The following is a 16,142-nucleotide window of genomic DNA, read 5'->3' as shown; positions in this document are numbered from 1 at the left end:
CGGCGTTTTTTTATGGCTATGCCTGAGTTATCGGTTGCCAGGCGATTCCGGAAAGCTCGGAGCCTTGCAGGGGGGTGGGCCGATCCGCTTTAGCCCACGCTAACTGCCGTTGGTGGGCTAAAGCCCACCCTACGGGCCTTTCGATCGCTCCCATGCTCCGCGTGGGCGCGCCGGTTGCGACGCTCCGCGTCGCTGGACGCCAAGCGCCATGGTCAGGGTTGCCACGCTGGGGCGTGGCAACCATCGAGCTCGCGCGATCCCTTTGTAGGGGCGAGCCATGCGTGTAGGGGCGAGCCATGCGCGCGAACCCTGCCAGGCAAAGCATCGCGGGCATGAACTCGGCGTCTCCCGCCCGCGCCTACACAGGCGCAAACCCCGCACGGAGCCGGTGCCCTTCCCTCGCGCTCATTACGCCGTCACTGTCGCCGGCTCACCCCTTCTGCAAATTGCGGATCAGGAACGACAGCGCCTTGGCCAGCTCTTCGGCGCCCTTGGAATCGCGCAGGATGACCACCAGCGGCAGGCCGTCGACGGGACTGCTGATGGAGCAGCTGGGACCTTGCGGGGGACATTGATATTGCAGGTACGGGTCCAGTCCGAACACCGACAGGCTGCGATTGCGCACCGCCACGCCGCCGCTGGGGGCGCGGACCTCCTCGCGAATGCGCAATTCGCCGGGCGTGGCCACGCTCAGCGTGTAGAGAAAGTCCTGCGGATTGGCCTGGCCGACCTGGTAGGCCACGCGCAGCGCGTAGGTATCGAGCAATTCGTTGCTATGCGCCAGCAGCGCTTCGCGGTCGCTGGACGCCAGGTAGAGTTCGCGCAGGCCGGAGAGGTAACGCGCCGATTCGTCGGAGCCGAATTCGGCCGATTCACCTGCTACCAGCGGCGTTGCGAAGGTGCAAAAAAGCGAGACCATCACTAACTTTGCAAGCCGACTTGTCAGTCCCTGTCGCATGATGCACCCTTGCCTGAAATTAATATTATTTAGCCATCGTCCTTCGCTGGAGCGGCGCCTGGAGCACGAGGCCAGCCCGACTCGGTGAGCATACTGGAAGCAAACCGCTCGATGAAAATACATACCGATGCCGCCAGCCGTCTGGCGACCGAGGTTGTGACGCAGTTGCCAGTGCCCTCGCGGCTCGGCCTGTTGCGTTTCGAGCGCTTGAACGAGGCCAGCTGGACGCTGCTGTTTCTCGACCCGGCCTGCGAACGTCACCTCGGCGTGCCGGCCGGCGAGTTGTGCTCTCTGGTCGACTCGCCCTATGCCAGCCTGATGGAGCCAAGCGCTCGCCACCAACTGCACGACGAGATCCAGCTGCAACTGGCCAGCCTGGGTCATTACGCGGTCAGCTATCGGTTGCACACGCCCGAAGGCACCCTGCAGGTGAGCGAGCTGGGTGAAGTCTGCCAGCAATACGGCCGCGAACTGCTCAGGGGATATCTGATGGCTGGCCGGCATAGCGAGTTCGACCAGGAACTACAGGCCCAGAACGCCAGGCTGCGCACCGCCCTCGAACGCTACCAGCAGACCCAGGACGAGCACGTCGAGCATCTGCTGCGCTCGCGCACCCAGCAGGGCCTGATCGTCAGGCTGGCGCGGCATCGCTACGGCTCCGCCAATCCGCAGCTCGAAGCGGCACAGCTGATCACCCAGGCCGCCTGCGACGCCTATGAACTCAACCGCGCCGTGATCTGGCACCTGCACGGCACGCGCCTCGAGCCGATCGCCTGCTACCGGCGCGACAGCGACAGCCACGAACAACTGGCCGCGCTCGAGCTGGCGCCGTTCCCGCGCTATCTGCAGGCCCTGCACAGCGACCGCACCATCGATGTGCAGGACGTGCTGAGCGACCCGCGCACCAGCGAGCTCGGCGAGTGCCTCTATCGCCCCCACGGCACCCATTCGATACTCGACGCCAGCATCCGCGTCGGCGGCGAGCTCATCGGCGTGCTCAGCCTGCAGCACGACGGCGATACGCGGATCTGGCAGGCCGACGAAGTCGCCTTCGCCGGCGAACTGGCCGATCAGTACGCCCAGGTCCTGACCAACCAGCAGCGCCTGAGCGCCACGCACATGCTCAATCTGTTCCAGCGCGCCGTGGAGCAGAGCGCCAGCGCCTTCATCCTGGTCGATCGCGACGGCCGGGTGGAGTACGTCAATCCGGCCTTCACCACCATCACCCAGTTTTCCGCAACGGAGGTCCGCGGCCAGCGCCTGGCCGATCTCACGGCGTTGGAGAACCTCAGCGAGCTGCTCTTCGATACCTCCTCGACCCTGGCCCAGAACACCAGCTGGCAAGGCGAGTTCCACTCGCGGCGCAAGAATCTGGAGCCGTATTGGGGCCAGCTGTCGATCTCCAAGGTCTACAACGAAGACGGCGAGCTGACCCACTACATCGGCATCTACGAAGACATCACGCACAGCAAGCTGGCGCAGCAGCATATCGAACGGCTCGCCTATACCGACAACCTGACCAGCCTGGGCAACCGGCCATTCTTCATCCGCAGCCTCGAAGAGCGCTTCGCCGCCGGCATGGCGCCCAGGCTCTGCCTGTTGCTGGTCGATATCGACAACTTCAAGCGGATCAACGACAGCCTTGGCCACCAGACCGGCGACAAACTGCTCATCAGCCTCGCCCGTCGGTTGCACAATGGCCTCAGCCAGCAAGGCGTACTGGCGCGCTTCGCCAGCAACGAATTCGCCCTGCTGTTCGACGACATTAGCCTCGAAGAAGGCCAGCGCCTGGCCAACCAGGTGCTGCGCATCCTCGACAAGCCGCTGTACGTCGACAAGCAGCTGATCAGCATCAGCGGCTCGCTGGGCCTGGCCTGTTCGCCGCTGCACGGGCGCGACCCGGAGACCCTGATGAAGCATGCCGGCCAGGCGCTGCACAAGGCCAAGGCCAACGGCAAGAACCAGGTGCAGGTGTTCACCGAGGCGCTGCATGCCGAGGCCAACTACAAGCTGTTCGTCGAGAACAACCTGCGCCGCGCCCTGGCGCAGAACGAGCTGGAAGTGTTCTACCAACCCAAGCTCTGCCTGCGTAGCGGCCGCCTGCAGGGCCTGGAGGCGCTGCTGCGCTGGAACCATCCGGAAAAAGGCATGATCCGTCCGGATCAATTCATCAGCGTCGCCGAGGAAACCGGGCTGATCATCCCGATCGGCAAATGGGTGGCACGCGAAGCCTGCCGCATGGGTGTGCAGCTCTCCGCGCTGGGGCTCGGCACTCTGCAGGTGGCGATCAATCTGTCACCCAAGCAGTTCTCCGACCCCGATCTGCTGGGCTCGATTGCCACGATCCTGCGCGAAGAAAAGCTGCCGCCCGGCCAGCTGGAACTGGAGCTGACCGAAAGCCTGCTGCTCGATGCCACCGAGGAAACCCGCCAGCAGCTGATCGGCCTGAAAGCCCTGGGCCTGACCCTGGCCATGGACGACTTCGGCACCGGCTATTCGTCACTCAGCTACCTGAAGAAATTCCCCATCGACGTGATCAAGATCGATCGCAGCTTCATCAAGGACATTCCAGACAACCAGGACGACATGGAGATCACCTCGGCGGTGATCGCCATGGCGCACAACCTGCACCTCAAGGTCGTCGCCGAAGGCATCGAAACCTCGGCGCAGCTCGCCTTCCTGCGCCGCCAGCGCTGCGATATCGGCCAAGGCTATCTGTTCGACAAACCGATTCCCGGCAACCGTCTGCGCGACGAGCTGCAACGCTATCCCCGCTGGAACTGAGCGCCGGCAGGCGACGCGCGGTGCCTGACACGCTTTCACCGCCGCCCGAGCTTTTGTAGCCTACCCTTCCAGCACGATCCTTCCACAAGCACAGCGAGGCTCGCATGCCACTACGTTCGCAGATTCTGCTCGACAAACAGGCCTTGCCCACCGCCGAGCAGGCGCTTCCCGGGCGCCCGGCCTCCATGCCGGTGCCCGAGGCGCACCACGTCAATGGCCATCCATTGCAGCCGCCTTTTCCCGCGGGGCTCCAGCAGGCGCTGTTCGCCATGGGCTGTTTCTGGGGCGCCGAACGCCGCTTCTGGGAGCAGCCGGGCGTCTGGACCACGGCGGTCGGCTATGCCGGCGGCCTGACGCCCAACCCAACCTACGAGGAAGTCTGCTCCGGCTTGACCGGGCATGCCGAAGCCGTATTGGTGGTTTTCGATCCGCAGCAGATCGACTACGCCACGCTGCTGCGAATTTTCTGGGAAGCGCATAACCCCACCCAGGGCATGCGCCAGGGCAACGATATCGGCAGCCAGTACCGCTCGGCGATCTACTGTACCGACCCGGCGCAACGCGCCGAGGCCGAGGCCAGCCGCGAGCGTTTCCAGCAGCGCCTGAACGACGCCGGCTTCGCCGCGATCACCACCGAAATCGCCGACGCGCCGCCGTTCTACTACGCCGAGGCCTACCACCAGCAGTACCTGGCCAAGAATCCCGGGGGATATTGCGGGCTCGGCGGCACTGGCGTGTGCATGCCTGGCTGAGGCGTCGCGAGAGGAGTAAGCCGGAGCCGCTGCTGGCTCGGCTCAGTGCGGCCGAACCGCAGGAGAATTAAGCAGGAAAAGAAAACCCCGCCTGAGCGGGGCTTTGCAGACTGAATCCTGACGTCCATGATCGCGCGCCGTCCTGGCACCGCTCCCTTGTGGTCCGTATTGTCGGTTTGCGCTTTCCTTGCGCCACATCCTTCGAGCAGAAGATTACCGCTCGGTTCGAACGACCAGTAGTAGCCATCCTGCATCACGGCTTGTAAGTCTTTTCCTACAAGCGAGCCGTCCATAGCTCAATGTTGTAAGTGAAGGCTTACAAAGACGCGATTTTTATGACCGAAGTTGCGGATTAATCGTTCCGCGGCATGGCCAATTGATTTCAAACTGCTTTCAGAATCGTGCCGCATCCAGCAGATAGAGCGATTCGCTACCCGCCCGGACCGACGCGCTGAGCGACTGGACCCGCGGCAATACGCGCGCGAAATAGAAACGCGCCGTACCCAGCTTGCTCTGATAGAAATCGTCCTGCGCCTGTTTGCCGAACGCCGCGGTGGCCATCCGCGCCCACATGTAGGCGTAGGCGGTATAGCCGAACACGTGGAGGTACTCCACCGAGGCGGCGCCGATCTCGTTCGGGTTGGCCCTGGCGCGGTCGATGACCCAGGCCGTCAGCTCGTCCAGGTTGTCCAGCGCCGCTTGCAACGGATCGACGAATTCGGCGAGCTCCGAGCCGGCGTCGGCGATGAAGGCGCGGATTTCGTCGGCGAAGGCCTGATACAGGGTGCCGCCGCTGCCCACCACCTTGCGCCCGACCAGGTCGAGGGCCTGGATGCCATTGGTGCCTTCGTAGATCTGGGTGATGCGGCAGTCGCGCACCAGTTGCTCCTGCCCCCATTCGCGGATGAAGCCATGGCCGCCGAAGACCTGCTGGCCGTGCACGGTACTCTCCAGTCCCATATCGGTGAGGAAGGCCTTGGCCACGGGCGTCAGCAGCGCCACCTGTGCCTCGGCACGCTGGCGCGCCTCGGCGTCGTCGCTGAACTTGGCGATGTCCAGCTGCAGCGCGACGTAGCTGGAGAAGGCACGCCCGCCTTCGTTCAGCGCCTTCATGGTCAGCAGCATGCGGCGCACGTCGGGGTGCACGATGATCGGATCGGCCACCTTGTCCTGCGCCACCGGGCCGGTCGGCGCACGGCTCTGGATCCGCTCGCGGGCATACTCGATGGCGCTTTGATAGGAACGCTCGCCGGTGGAAAGCCCCTGGATGCCGACGCCCAGGCGCTCGTAGTTCATCATGGTGAACATCGCCGCCAGGCCCTTGTTCGGCTCGCCGACCATCCAGCCGGTGGCGCCGTCGAAGTTCATCACACAGGTGGCCGATGCCTGGATGCCCATCTTGTGCTCGATCGAGCCACAGGACAGCGCGTTGCGCTCGCCCAGCGCGCCGTCGTCTTCGACCAGCACCTTGGGCACCAGGAACAGCGAAATGCCGCGGGACCCGGCCGGCGCGTCCGGCAGCTTGGCCAGCACCAGGTGGATGATGTTCTCGGTCAGGTCGTGCTCGCCGCCGGTGATGAAGATCTTGGTGCCGCTGACCTTGTAGGTCCCGTCCGCCTGCGGCTCGGCCCTGGTGCGGATGATGCCCAGGTCGGTACCGGCGTGCGGCTCGGTCAGGCACATGGAGCCGGACCAGACCCCGGCATACATGTTCGGCAGGTATTTCTGCTTGAGCGGCTCGCTGGCATGGGCATGAATCGACAGGCAGGCGCCGGAGGTCAGCATGGGGTACAGGCCGAAGGCCAGGCTGGCGGAGTTCATCATCTCCTCGACCTGTGCCGAGATGACTTTGGGCATGCCCATGCCGCCGAAGGCCGGATCACCGCCGACGCCGACCCAGCCGCCTTCGGCATACAGGCGATAGGCCTCCTTGTAGCCGGCCGGCGTCGTCACTTCACCCGCCTGCCAATGGCAACCCTCTTCGTCGCCGCTGCGGTTCAGCGGGGCGATGCTGTTGGCGGTGATCTTGCCCGCCTCCTCGAGGATCGCCTCGGCCGTCTCGGCATCGACCACTTCGGCCAGGGCCGGCAGGCTCTGCCAGAGTGTCGGTGCGTCGAAGACTTCGTTGAGGAGGAAACGCATGTCGCGCAGCGGCGCTTGGTAGTCAGCCATGGGAAGGACCTCGCAAGACACTAGTCGGCGGCCACGAACGGGCCGTTTCAGCGAGTCTAACTGAATAACGAAGCCAGGATTAAGCGTCTTTTTGTGACCAATTGGTTTTTATTAGTCACAAACACAGTGTCGGCGTCATACCGCGCGCTCGACCGTACGCACGGCGCCGCGGCCATTGCTGCCGTACGCCCGCATGCAGTTGCGTCCGGCCTTCTTCGCACCGTACAGCGCCTGGTCGGCGGCCTTGATGAGCTCTTCCGGGATGCGCAGCTCGCCCTGGCGCTCGGCAACGCCGATGCTGATCGTCACTGCGCCCAGAACGCAGAAAGCCGCTGCACAGGCAGGGGCTTTGCGTCAGCGCGTCAGCGCGTCAGTAGCCGAGGGCGAAATCTTCCTCGGCCATGTCCATCAGGTTGTCGGCGCCGGACAGCATGCTCTCCACGTGGGTGCGGGTACGCGGCAGGATGCGCGCGAAGTAGAAGCGTGCGGTCTGCAGCTTGGCCTTGTAGAAGCCCTCTTCCTCGGTGCCGGCCGCCAGCTTCTCGGCGGCGACGCGCGCCATGTCGGCCCAGAAGTAGGCCAGGCAGGCGTAGCCGGAGTACATCAGGTAGTCCACCGACGCTGCGCCGACTTCCTCGCGGTTCTTCATCGCGGCCATGCCGACCTTCATGGTCAGTTCGCCCCATTCCCTGTTCAGCCTGGCCAGCGGCTCGACGAACTCCTTGACGGCTTCGTTGCCTTCGTTGGCCTGGCAGAACTTGTGCACGATCTTGGTGAAGCCCTTGAGCGCTTCGCCCTGGGTCATCAGTACCTTGCGCCCCAGCAGATCGAGGGCCTGGATGCCGGTGGTGCCCTCGTACAGGCAGGAGATGCGGCTGTCGCGCACGTTCTGCTCCATGCCCCATTCGGCGATGAAGCCGTGGCCGCCGTACACCTGCACGCCATGGTTGGCCGCTTCGAAACCGACCTCGGTCATGAACGCCTTCGCGATCGGGGTGAGGAACGCCAGCATGGCATCGGCCGCCTTGCGCTGCGCCTCGTCCGCACTACGCTGCATGACGTCCACCTGCTTGGCGGCGAAGTAGAGCATGGCGCGGTTGCCTTCGGCGAAGGCCTTCATGGTCAGCAGCATGCGGCGCACGTCCGGATGCACGATGATCGGATCGGCGGCCTTCTCCGGCGCCTTCGGACCGCTCAGCGAACGCATCTGCAGACGCTCGCGGGCGTACTTGATGCCGCCCTGGAAAGCCACCTCGGCATGGGCCAGGCCCTGCAGCGCGGTGCCCAGGCGAGCGGTGTTCATGAAGGTGAACATGCAGTTCAGGCCCTTGTTCGGCGGCCCGATCAGAAAGCCCGTGGCGCCGTCGAAATTCATCACGCAGGTGGCGTTGCCATGGATGCCCATCTTGTGCTCGATGGAACCGCAGGACACGCCGTTGCGCTCGCCCACCTCGCCGGAGGCCGAGGGCAGGAACTTCGGCACGATGAACAGCGAGATGCCCTTGGTGCCGGCAGGCGCGTCGGGCAGGCGGGCCAGCACGATATGCACGATGTTCTCGGCCATGTCGTGTTCGCCGGCGGAAATGAAGATCTTGGTGCCGGTGACCTTGTAGCTGCCATCGGCCTGCGGCTCGGCCTTGGTGCGCAGCATGCCCAGGTCGGTGCCGCAGTGCGGCTCGGTCAGGCACATGGTGCCGGTCCACTGACCGGACACCAGCTTGGTCAGATAAGCCTGCTGCTGCTCGGGCGTGCCGTGCGCGTGCAGGGTGTTCATCGCGCCATGGGACAGGCCCGGGTACATGCCCCAGGACCAGTTGGCCTCGCCGATCATCTCGCTCATGGCCATGCCGAGGGATTCCGGCAGGCCCTGGCCACCTTGCTCGACGTCATGCGCCAGGCTCGGCCAGCCGCCCTCGACGAACTGCTGATAGGCTTCCTTGAAGCCGGTCGGGGTCTTCACCCCGGACTCGCTCCAGGTGCAGCCCTCGGTGTCGCCGACACGGTTCAGCGGAGCGAGCACCTGCTCACAGAACTTGGCGCCTTCCTCGAGGATGGCGTCGACCATGTCCGGAGTGGCGTCTTCGCATCCCGGCAGGCTCTGATAGTGCGCCTCGAAGCCGAGCAGCTCGTCACGTACGAAGCGGATATCGCGCAAGGGGGCCTTGTAGTCGGGCATTGGATAAACCTCAGCGGTGGATTCTTTGAGACAACTTGCGGTTGGGGTCGTCAACCTTTGGTTGATTCGGTTGACGCGACCGGGCACCAGTAGAGCCCCGGATCAAACAGACGTTTGAAACATACGTTTCGCCCCCGGCCCTGTCAAGCGGGGGGAATGGCAGCAGGTATAGGCCAAATCGGCCATCGTCCAGCCAGGCGCAGGCCTGCCGAGGTATGGCCGAGTCGAGTGGGTCGAGGTATGGGCGAAGGAAGAAGGCCGGGCGCCGAACGGCAGGCGCGCCGGGGAAGGCGAGCGGGGCCAGAACGGGCCCGAGGGAATCAGGCCTGGGTGTCGATAAGAGTGCCGAGCACTTCGTCGGCGCTCTGGATCATGCGGGCGCCCAGGTTGGCGCTGTGCTCGCCGATCTTCATCTGGATCAGTTGTTCGGTGATCTCGGCCAGCGCCTGGGAGTTGTCGGCGCTCGGCAGGCTGCCGGCGGCGATCGCCGATCCGGCCTGTTCGACGCGCTGCTGGCCGCTCTGGTAGGCGCTCAGGCCGGCGCTGAGAAGACTGTTGGTGATTTCCATGGTCGTTCCCCGCAATCAGGTTGCCAGCATTCAAGCAAATGACGCCACCCGCCGCAAGCGGCGCCTGGCCGCGGCGCGGTCAGCGTGCGCCGGACAGCGCGAGCGGAGCGAGCCGCAGATGGACGGCCACCTGCTGCGCGGACGCCTGGGCCAGCCGCGGCACCCGACCGAGACAGGGTGCCGGCAGCAGTTCGTCGAGCGTGGCCAGGTTCTCTTCCAGCCGTGAGGTGGCCGGGTCGACGATATTGGCCACCCAGCCGGCCAGGGCCAGGCCATCGCGGGCGATCGCTTCGGCGCTGAGCAGAGCGTGGCTGATGCAGCCCAGCCGCACCCCGACGACCAGAATCACCGGCAAGCCCAGGCGTACCGGCAATGCGGACAGGCTTTCCCGTCCGCTCAGCGGCACCCGCCAGCCGCCGGCCCCTTCGACGAGGGTGAAGTCGGCCTGCCGGGCCAGCACCGGCTGCACGGCGGCGGCCAGCGCCTCGGCCGTCAGCGCCACCCCGGCCTCGCGCGCCGCGATGTGCGGCGCAATCGCCGGGGCGAAGGCGAACGGATTGACCGTCGCATAATCCAGCGGCAGGCTGCACTCGGCCAGCAAAGCCAGGGCGTCGCCGTTGCGCAGGCCCTGCGGCGTCGACTCGCAACCGGAGGCGACCGGCTTCACCGCCGCGGTACTGAGCCCGGCATGACGCGCCGCATGCAGCAGACCGGCGGCGATGGTGGTCTTGCCGACATCGGTATCGGTGCCGGCGATGAAGAAGACGCGGCTCATCTCATGGTTCCTTGCGCAGAATCCCGTAGACCACCTGATAGGTGGCCGGCAGCCCCTCGGGCTGGCGCAAACCCTCGTAGGCCTCGACCAGCGCGCGAATGCGCGCGCGCCCGGTCAGCCCGCCGGGACGCCCGGGATTGAGGTTGTGCGCGCCGAGCGCCTTGAGTTCGTGGGTGAGCTGGCGCAGGTCGGGGAAATGCAGCACTTCGGGCCGCACCGCCAGGCCGACCAGTTGCAGGCCGCTGTTGCGGCACAGCGCCTGGTAGGTCGCCAGCGGGCGGAAGCGATTGACGTGGGCGAAGCCATCCACCGCCTGCCAGCTATCGCGCAGCTCCTGCAGCGTACCGCTGCACAGGCTGCTGAAGGCGAACGTGCCGCCTGGCTGCAACACCCGCCGCACCTCGCCCAACACGCCGGCGAAATCCTCGCACCACTGCAGCGCCAGGCTGGAAAAGATCAGCTCGGCGCAACCGTCGCGCAGCGGCAGCTGTTCGGCGTCGCCGACGACGAACTGCCGGGCGCCGCCAGCGGGCCGCGCATGCCGCAGCATGCCCTCGGCGATATCCAGCGCCACGCCATCGGCCTGCGGAAACGCAGCCGCCAGGGCGCGGGAGAAATAGCCGGTGCCGCTGCCCAGGTCGAGCCAGCGAGAGGGCTGCAGGTCACGCGGCAAGCGCCCCAGCAGCGCACTGCCGACATGCCGCTGCAACGCCGCGACGCTGTCGTAGCTGGCTGCGGCGCGGGAAAAGGAGGCCGCCACCTGCCCCTTGTCGGGCAGGACGCCCTTCTGTCGCTTGCTCAATGCCGCCTCAGTCATCCTCGCCCTCGCCCATGAACGCCAGCATTGCCGTCGCCACGTCTTCGGCACGTTCCAGCGGCAGGCCGTGGCTGGCGTTGGCCAGCACATCGACTTCCACGTCGGGCAGCCAGGCGAGCAGCGCCTCGGCGGCGGCCTGAGGGACCAGCGCATCGCCGCCGGCGAACAGGTGCAGCTGCGGCCCGACATAGCGCTGCAGCGCCGGGCGACCGTCCAGCTCGGCGAGCAGCCTGAGGCCGGCGGCGAATACCGCCCGCGGCTGATCGAGCAGGCTGACCTGTAGCTGCCTGGCCAGCGTGCGCGGATCGTAGGCACTGCGGCTGCAGAGCAGGCCGAAGCGCTTGAGGGTATCGTCCGGCCCCAGGCGGAAGGCTTCCTCGAAGGCATCGAAGACCTCCGCGGGCATCGCCGTGGGCCAGTCGGCGCGGCTGCGGAAACAGGGGTTGCTGCAGAGGCTGATCAGACCAGGGCAATCGTCACCGCGCCTGGCGGCCAGTTGCGTCGCCAGCATGCCGCCCAGCGACCAGCCGGCCAGCCAGCTGCCGGCCGGCAGGCGGGTGTCCAGTTCGTCGAGCCAGGCCTCGGGCTGCTCCAGCACCGGCAAGGGCGCGATATCGACCTGCAGGCGCGGTTCGCGCTCGCGCAGCACCTCGGCCAGCGGCTCGAGTGCGGCCGGGCCGAACGCCCAGCCCGGTAGCAGAATCAAGCGATCACGCATCGTCGCGCTCCTCGGGCAGGCGTGCCCAACAGTCGGCCAACGCCTCCAGCAGACGCTCGAGCTGCGCATCGGTGTGGGCCGCGGTGAAGGTGATCCGCAGCCGTGCGCTGCCGGCCGGGACGGTCGGCGGGCGGATGGCGCCGACCAGGATGCCGCGCTCGCGCAGCAGCGCCGACAGCCGTAGCGCCCGCTCGCTGCTGCCGACCAGCACCGGCTGGATCGGCGTCGGGCTGTCCATCAGCGTCAGGCCAATCCGCGCCGCGCCGTCGCGAAAACGCGCCACCAGACGATTCAGATGCTCGCGACGCCAGCCTTCGCTGCGCAGCAGCGCCAGGCTCTTGAGTGTGGCACAGGCGACTGCCGGCGGCTGGCTGGTGGTGTAGATGTACGGACGGGCGAACTGGATCAGCGTCTCGATCAGCGCCTCGCTGCCGGCGACGAAGGCGCCCGCCGTGCCGAAGGCCTTGCCCAGGGTGCCGACCAGCACCGGCACGTCGTCGATGCCGAGGCCGAAGTGTTCGACGATGCCGCCGCCCGTGGCGCCCAGCGGGCCGAAGCCATGGGCATCGTCGACCATCACCCAGGCGTCGCGCCGCTTCGCTTCGGCGCACAGCGCCGGCAGTTCGGCCAGATCGCCGTCCATGCTGAACACGCCATCGGTCACCACCAGGGTATTGCCGGCGGCCTTGTCCAGGCGCTTGGCCAGGCTCTCGGCATCGTTGTGCAGGTAGCGCGAGAAGCGCGCGCCGCAGAGTAGCCCGGCATCCAGCAGCGAGGCGTGGTTGAGGCGATCCTCCAGCACCGTATCGCCCTGCCCGACCAGCGCGGTGACCGCCGCCAGGTTGGCCATGTAGCCGGTGGAGAACAGCAGCGCGCGCGGGCGGCCGGTGAACTCGGCGAGCGCCTCTTCCAGCTCGTGGTGCGGCATGCTGTGGCCGATCACCAGGTGCGAGGCGCCACCGCCGACGCCCCACTTCGCGGCGCCCTGCTGCATGGCGGCGATGACCTCGGGGTGGTTGGCCAGGCCCAGGTAGTCGTTGGAGCTGAATGCCAGCAGGCGATCGCCATCGACCACCACATCCGGCCCTTGCGGCGTCTGCAGCAGCGGGCGTTGGCGGTAGAGGTGCGCGGCGCGGCGAGCGGCGAGACGGGAAGCGAGATCGAAGGACACTCAATAGCTCCAAGCTACAAGCGGCAAGCTACAAGCGCTGCCACAACGAGCTTGCGGCTTGCGGCTTGCCGCTGCTTTCAGACGGCTGCGTTATAGAACAGCTTGGAATCGCGCTGCTCGACCAGGGCCTGCTCGATGGCGGCCTGGTGCACTTCGTCGGAATGCTCTTCGCGCTCTTCCGGCTTGATGCCCAGGCGCTTGAACAGTTGCATGTCCTTGTCCGCCTGCGGGTTGGCGGTGGTCAGCAGCTTCTCGCCGTAGAAGATCGAATTGGCGCCGGCGAAGAAGGCCAGCGCCTGCATCTGCTCGTTCATCTGCTCGCGACCGGCGGACAGGCGCACGTGGGACTTGGGCATCATGATCCGCGCCACCGCGAGCATGCGGATGAAATCGAACGGATCGACATCCTGTTCCTCGGCCAGCGGCGTGCCCTTGACCTTGACCAGCATGTTGATCGGCACCGACTCCGGATGCTCGGGCAGGTTGGCCAGCTGGATCAAGAGGCCGGCGCGGTCGTCCAGCGACTCGCCCATGCCGAGGATGCCGCCGGAGCAGATCTTCATGCCCGCGTCGCGCACGTAGCTCAGCGTCTGCAGGCGCTCGGCGTAGGTGCGGGTGGTGATGATGTTGCCGTAGAACTCCGGCGAGGTATCGAGGTTGTGGTTGTAGTAGTCCAGCCCCGCGGCAGCCAGGGCCTGGGTCTGCTCCTGGTCGAGCCTGCCGAGGGTCATGCAGGTCTCCAGGCCCAGCGCCTTCACGCCCTCGACCATCTTCAGCACGTAGGGCATGTCCTTGGCGGACGGGTGCTTCCAGGCCGCGCCCATGCAGAAGCGCGTCGAGCCGATGGCCTTGGCCTCGGCTGCCGCCTCCAGCACCTTCTGCACTTCCATCAGCTTCTCTTTATCCAGGCCGGTGTTGTAGTGGCCGGACTGCGGGCAGTACTTGCAGTCTTCCGGGCAGGCGCCGGTCTTGATCGACAGCAGGGTGGAGACCTGCACGCGGTTGGCGTCGAAGTGCTGACGATGCACGGTCTGCGCCTGGAACAGCAGATCGTTGAAAGGTTGCTCGAAGAGCGCCTTGACCTCGGCAAGCGACCAGTCGTGGCGGGTAACGGAAGCGGAGGTGGCGCTCATGGGCGTTCCTTGTAATTTAATAGGCAGCTGGGCACGGATGCGAAATGGTTAGCCAAGCCCGAAGCGCTGTCAACCAGGAACGGAATCATGGTGAACAACTGGTCAATTATTGAACAGCACTGCCTGCTTTGCGACGAGCCCTGCGAGGGCCATCCGTTATGCGGCGCCTGCGAGGCCGAACTGCCCTGGCTCGATGGCCGCTGTTCGATCTGCGCCGTGCCACTGCCGACACGTGGCCTGATCTGCGGCGAATGCCTGAAACGCCCACCGGCCTACGATCATGTCGAAGTGCCCTGGCGCTTCGCCTTTCCCGTGGATGCGCTGATCACCCGTTTCAAGCATCAGGCGCGCTGGCCCTTCGGCCGGCTGCTCGGCGAGCGCCTGGCGCATCATCTGGAGCATGCCTTCGTCGACGGCCTGCCGCGGCCGGACGCCCTGCTGCCGGTGCCGCTGGCCCGGCGGCGGCTGCGCCAGCGGGGTTTCAACCAGGCGCAGATGCTCGCCGACTGGCTTGGCCGTGCCCTCGCCATCCCGGTCGACGCACGCATGCTGCAGCGCCTGGTGGATACGCCGCCGCAGCAGCAACTGGACGCCGCCACGCGCCGCCGCAACCTGCGCCAGGCCTTCGGCGTTTCGCCCGCAGCCCTGGTGAAGGGCCGTCACCTGGCCCTGGTCGACGACGTGCTGACCACCGGCGCCACCGTCGAAGCGCTGGCGCGCCTGCTCAAGCGGGCCGGCGCGGTGCGGGTGGATGTGTACTGCGTGGCGCGTACGCCCAAGCCGGGTGACTGAGCTGGCCAGAAGCCCAGGAGCATCGCTCCGGGTCGGGCCACAAAAGCAGCGAGTGCATACCGGCCCTGTGGGCGCGCCTCGCGGTGATTGCGGAACAAGGTGTGTAACCCGCCGAGCGCGCCAGACGCCAGCTCCATATCGACGGGTTGCACCCGCCCTACGATGTTGCGCGCAAAGGCCGACGCGGTTGTTAAAACGCCCCGGTGCAATACACTGAATGGCCTATCCTGCGGAGCCGGTCATGTCTCATCCTTTCGATACCCTCACGCCGGACCTGGTCCTCGACGCCGTGGAAAGCATCGGTTACCTCAGCGATGCCCGCGTGCTGGCGCTCAATAGCTACGAGAACCGCGTCTATCAGGTGGGCATCGAAGACGAAGCACCGCTGATCGCCAAGTTCTATCGTCCCGGCCGCTGGAGCGACGATGCGATCCTCGAGGAGCATCAGTTCAGTCTCGAACTGGTCGAGCGTGAGGTGCCGGTGGTGGCGCCGCTGCAGCGCAACGGCACGACGCTGTTCGAGCACGCGGGCTTTCGCTTCGCCCTCTTTCCCCGCCGTGGCGGCCGTGCGCCCGAGCCGGGCAATCTCGACCAGCTCTATCGCCTCGGCCAGTTGCTCGGGCGCATGCATGCGGTGGGTGCAGCGCGGCCATTCGTGCATCGGGAAACCCTGGCCGTGCAGAACTTCGGCCACGACTCGCTGAATACCGTACTGGACGGCGGTTTCGTGCCCAGAAGCCTGCTGCCGGCCTACGAGTCGGTCGCCCGCGACCTGCTGAAACGGGTCGAGGATGTCTTCGCCAGCACGCGTTTCAGCCCCATTCGCCTGCATGGCGATTGCCATCCGGGCAATATCCTCGCCCGCGACGAAGCCTTCTACCTGGTCGATCTCGACGATTGCCGCATGGGGCCGGCGGTGCAGGATCTGTGGATGATGCTGGCCGGCGAACGCCATGAACGTCTCGGACAGCTGGCCGAGCTGGTGGATGGCTACCAGGAATTCCACGACTTCGCACCGCGCGAACTGCCGTTGATCGAGGCGCTGCGTGCACTGCGGCTATTGCACTTCAGCGCCTGGCTGGCACGCCGCTGGGACGACCCCGCGTTCCCCATGAGCTTCCCCTGGTTCGGCAGCGAGCGCTACTGGGGCGATCAGATCCTGATCCTGCGCGAGCAGACCGCGGCGTTGCAGGAAGAGCCGTTGAAGCTGTTCTGAAATGCGATTGGCTGCACAGGCCTCTGCGAGCGCCGGCGTAGGGTGGATCACGCCTCACCGATCCACCGAGCGGAGTCACGGTGGATGTAAAAAGCGACATCCATCCTAC

The 16,142-nt window shown here is 66.1% G+C and carries 13 protein-coding genes and 1 pseudogene; 4 read left to right on the top strand and 10 right to left on the bottom strand.

Features of this window, described 5'->3' with window-relative positions; genetic code table 11:
* Positions 1-430: 430 nt before the first annotated feature.
* Complete coding sequence (locus IN820_RS22065; RefSeq protein WP_193683032.1) at positions 431-919, bottom strand: hypothetical protein; 489 nt, start codon at positions 917-919, stop codon at positions 431-433.
* Between the two features lie 150 nt (positions 920-1,069).
* On the opposite strand from IN820_RS22065, the gene IN820_RS22060 reads away from it, so the two are divergent.
* Both IN820_RS22060 and msrA read left to right on the top strand, forming a co-directional pair.
* Positions 1,070-3,742, top strand: a complete 2,673-nt coding sequence (locus IN820_RS22060) for a putative bifunctional diguanylate cyclase/phosphodiesterase (protein WP_193683031.1) — start codon at positions 1,070-1,072, stop codon at positions 3,740-3,742.
* Between the two features lie 104 nt (positions 3,743-3,846).
* Positions 3,847-4,494, top strand: coding sequence for a peptide-methionine (S)-S-oxide reductase MsrA (gene msrA / locus IN820_RS22055; protein WP_193683030.1), 648 nt, complete (start codon positions 3,847-3,849; stop codon positions 4,492-4,494).
* A gap of 393 nt (positions 4,495-4,887) precedes the next feature.
* Here the strand turns inward: msrA and IN820_RS22050 are convergent, their stop codons facing one another.
* The 9 genes and pseudogenes from IN820_RS22050 to bioB form a co-directional block, all read right to left on the bottom strand.
* A complete protein-coding gene (locus IN820_RS22050) occupies positions 4,888-6,666 on the bottom strand; it encodes an acyl-CoA dehydrogenase C-terminal domain-containing protein (RefSeq protein WP_193683029.1) in 1,779 nt (592 codons plus the stop codon).
* A 135-nt stretch (positions 6,667-6,801) separates the two neighbouring features.
* Positions 6,802-6,978, bottom strand: a pseudogene (locus tag IN820_RS22045) (diguanylate cyclase domain-containing protein); the annotation flags it as partial.
* 58 nt (positions 6,979-7,036) lie between these two features.
* Positions 7,037-8,842 carry a phenylacyl-CoA dehydrogenase gene (locus IN820_RS22040; RefSeq protein WP_193683028.1) on the bottom strand — a complete coding sequence of 602 codons (1,806 nt, stop codon included), beginning with the start codon at positions 8,840-8,842 and terminating at the stop codon, positions 7,037-7,039.
* Between the two features lie 320 nt (positions 8,843-9,162).
* Positions 9,163-9,411, bottom strand: a complete 249-nt coding sequence (locus IN820_RS22035) for a hypothetical protein (protein ID WP_193683027.1) — start codon at positions 9,409-9,411, stop codon at positions 9,163-9,165.
* A gap of 79 nt (positions 9,412-9,490) precedes the next feature.
* The gene (gene bioD / locus IN820_RS22030; RefSeq protein WP_193683026.1) at positions 9,491-10,186 is read right to left on the bottom strand and encodes a dethiobiotin synthase; all 696 of its coding nucleotides are present in this window, start codon (positions 10,184-10,186) and stop codon (positions 9,491-9,493) included.
* Between the two features lies 1 nt (position 10,187).
* Entirely contained in the window at positions 10,188-11,003 is an 816-nt protein-coding gene (gene bioC / locus IN820_RS22025; RefSeq protein ID WP_193683025.1) for a malonyl-ACP O-methyltransferase BioC, read from the bottom strand.
* The gene (locus IN820_RS22020; protein ID WP_193683024.1) at positions 10,996-11,721 is read right to left on the bottom strand and encodes an alpha/beta fold hydrolase; all 726 of its coding nucleotides are present in this window, start codon (positions 11,719-11,721) and stop codon (positions 10,996-10,998) included. The genes bioC and IN820_RS22020 overlap by 8 nt, the downstream gene beginning before the upstream one ends.
* Positions 11,714-12,892 (bottom strand): 8-amino-7-oxononanoate synthase, encoded by a 1,179-nt coding sequence (gene bioF / locus IN820_RS22015; RefSeq protein WP_193683023.1) that lies wholly within the window; start codon positions 12,890-12,892, stop codon positions 11,714-11,716. Before bioF ends, IN820_RS22020 begins: the two co-directional genes overlap by 8 nt.
* 77 nt (positions 12,893-12,969) lie before the next feature.
* A complete protein-coding gene (bioB, locus tag IN820_RS22010; RefSeq protein WP_193683022.1) occupies positions 12,970-14,025 on the bottom strand; it encodes a biotin synthase BioB in 1,056 nt (351 codons plus the stop codon).
* 87 nt (positions 14,026-14,112) lie between these two features.
* Between bioB and IN820_RS22005 the strand changes: the two genes are divergently transcribed.
* Both IN820_RS22005 and IN820_RS22000 read left to right on the top strand, forming a co-directional pair.
* Positions 14,113-14,817, top strand: a complete 705-nt coding sequence (locus IN820_RS22005; RefSeq protein WP_193683021.1) for a ComF family protein — start codon at positions 14,113-14,115, stop codon at positions 14,815-14,817.
* A gap of 241 nt (positions 14,818-15,058) precedes the next feature.
* Complete coding sequence (locus IN820_RS22000; protein WP_193683020.1) at positions 15,059-16,033, top strand: serine/threonine protein kinase; 975 nt, start codon at positions 15,059-15,061, stop codon at positions 16,031-16,033.
* The last annotated feature ends 109 nt before the right edge of the window (positions 16,034-16,142 follow it).

This window comes from Pseudomonas lopnurensis (assembly GCF_015070855.1).
Classification (GTDB): domain Bacteria; phylum Pseudomonadota; class Gammaproteobacteria; order Pseudomonadales; family Pseudomonadaceae; genus Stutzerimonas; species Stutzerimonas lopnurensis.
Note: the sequence above shows the minus strand (reverse complement) of the source record. Positions and strands in the feature narration are given on the sequence as shown.

Excerpts from the sequence above, each read along its gene's own strand:
- IN820_RS22065 (WP_193683032.1), bottom strand. The coding sequence starts at position 919 with ATGGTCTCGCTTTTTTGCACCTTCGCAACGCCGCTGGTAGCAGGTGAA.
- IN820_RS22060 (WP_193683031.1), top strand. The coding sequence starts at position 1,070 with ATGAAAATACATACCGATGCCGCCAGCCGTCTGGCGACCGAGGTTGTG.
- msrA (WP_193683030.1), top strand. The coding sequence starts at position 3,847 with ATGCCACTACGTTCGCAGATTCTGCTCGACAAACAGGCCTTGCCCACC.
- IN820_RS22050 (WP_193683029.1), bottom strand. The coding sequence starts at position 6,666 with ATGGCTGACTACCAAGCGCCGCTGCGCGACATGCGTTTCCTCCTCAAC.
- IN820_RS22040 (WP_193683028.1), bottom strand. The coding sequence starts at position 8,842 with ATGCCCGACTACAAGGCCCCCTTGCGCGATATCCGCTTCGTACGTGAC.
- IN820_RS22035 (WP_193683027.1), bottom strand. The coding sequence starts at position 9,411 with ATGGAAATCACCAACAGTCTTCTCAGCGCCGGCCTGAGCGCCTACCAG.
- bioD (WP_193683026.1), bottom strand. The coding sequence starts at position 10,186 with ATGAGCCGCGTCTTCTTCATCGCCGGCACCGATACCGATGTCGGCAAG.
- bioC (WP_193683025.1), bottom strand. The coding sequence starts at position 11,003 with ATGACTGAGGCGGCATTGAGCAAGCGACAGAAGGGCGTCCTGCCCGAC.
- IN820_RS22020 (WP_193683024.1), bottom strand. The coding sequence starts at position 11,721 with ATGCGTGATCGCTTGATTCTGCTACCGGGCTGGGCGTTCGGCCCGGCC.
- bioB (WP_193683022.1), bottom strand. The coding sequence starts at position 14,025 with ATGAGCGCCACCTCCGCTTCCGTTACCCGCCACGACTGGTCGCTTGCC.
- IN820_RS22005 (WP_193683021.1), top strand. The coding sequence starts at position 14,113 with ATGGTGAACAACTGGTCAATTATTGAACAGCACTGCCTGCTTTGCGAC.
- IN820_RS22000 (WP_193683020.1), top strand. The coding sequence starts at position 15,059 with ATGTCTCATCCTTTCGATACCCTCACGCCGGACCTGGTCCTCGACGCC.